Genomic DNA, 1,403 nt, shown 5'->3' with positions numbered 1-1,403 from the left:
CCCGGCTGAACCAGCTGCTCAAGGCAGCTGAAACCACCCGCGTTGCCTAGACCGCTTGACTTTGCCGGCCCGGGAAGGTGCCAAACTCACAGTTCGGCGAGAGGGTCAGTCGTTGCGGGCGGCGCGCAGGTGCAGGGTGTCTTGCGCGGACTTCTTCACGGCGGCCAGGCTGAACAGCCAGGGGCGGGTCTCGTGGCGCTGCCAGAGCGGCATCTGGTCGACGTAATTCGGGTGGAACGCGTGCCCGGACTCGCCGGTCAGGTTCAGCCAGGTTGAGTCGTCCCAGTCGGCGAGGCTGATCACCTGCCGCATCGACGGCACCCAGTCGACGGTGTAGCCGACCGAGGCATCCCAGCCGACGGCGTTGACGACGGATGAGCCGCCCGCGAGCTCGTACGGGCCCCGGTTGAACAGCCACTCGATCGGGGCAACGCCCGACTCGCCGAAGCTGGCGTTCTTGAGCTCGAGCGTGTGCAGCTTGCCCCACTCCCAGGCGGAGGCATCCGCGCCCATTAGGTCGGCGCCCTCTGCGGCGGCGCGGGTCAGCACCTTGCTGAGCATGCTGTCGCGTCCGACGGCGCCGATCCGATCGTTGACCCACCAGTCGGAATCGGGCTGGTCGAGCAGGGATTCCACAATCGAGAACGCCCGGTCGCCGCCGGTCAGCCCCAGCCCGTCCGGCAACTTGTGGTCGAACATGTTGACCAGCAGGTTGCGCCAGACGATGTTGAAGTAGGCCGCGGCCGCGCTGTCCGCATCTACCTGGAAGTCCCAGTCGTCGAACAGCGCCTGGGCCTCACGCGCCGCGCCGGAGACCCGCACGTCCTGCAACAGGGGGACCAGGGTCGCCGCGGCCGCGCTGAAGTTGTCCGCCTGGATCTCGCTCATGGTGTCGGTGGTGACCGGCTTCCCGTCCTCGATCATGCCCTGCAGGCGCGAGGTGATCTCGTTCGCACGGTAGCCCAGGTCCCAGTCCGCGGTGATCAGGTGCGGGTAGTTCGCCCCGACCGGCGCGTTGTTCGCGGTGACGATGAGTCCGCTGGGCGGGTTGAACGTCGTCGGCAGCGCCTCGTAGGGGATGAACCCCGTCCAGCCGTAGTCGCTCGTCCAACCGGGCACCGGCACCGTGCCGTCGCCCTTCTTCCGAATCGGGATGAGGCCGGGAGCCTGGTAGCCGATGTTGCCGTCCACGTCGGCGTAGAGAAGGTTCTGCGAGGGCACCTCGAAGAGTTCGGCCGCAGCGCGGAAGCTCTCCCAATCGGTCGCCGCGTTGAGGGCGAAGATGGCGGTGGCCGTTCGGCCCGGCGTCAGCGCCGTCCACTGCAGCGCGAGCTGGTACTCGCCGGCGGGGGCTGCCGCTGCGGGGGCTGCGGCGCCGCCGGCGGCGGGCGCGGCGGGGGCTG

1 protein-coding gene is annotated in these 1,403 nt (G+C 69.1%); it reads right to left on the bottom strand.

Annotated features, from left to right (window positions below):
- Positions 1-105 precede the first annotated feature (105 nt).
- Positions 106-1,403: penicillin acylase family protein (locus E3T33_RS07225; protein WP_134575038.1), on the bottom strand; the 1,298-nt coding region annotated here is incomplete at its 5' end.

Source organism: Cryobacterium sp. TMT1-2-1, assembly GCF_004403955.1.
Lineage (GTDB): Bacteria > Actinomycetota > Actinomycetes > Actinomycetales > Microbacteriaceae > Cryobacterium > Cryobacterium psychrotolerans.
Note: the sequence above shows the minus strand (reverse complement) of the source record. Positions and strands in the feature narration are given on the sequence as shown.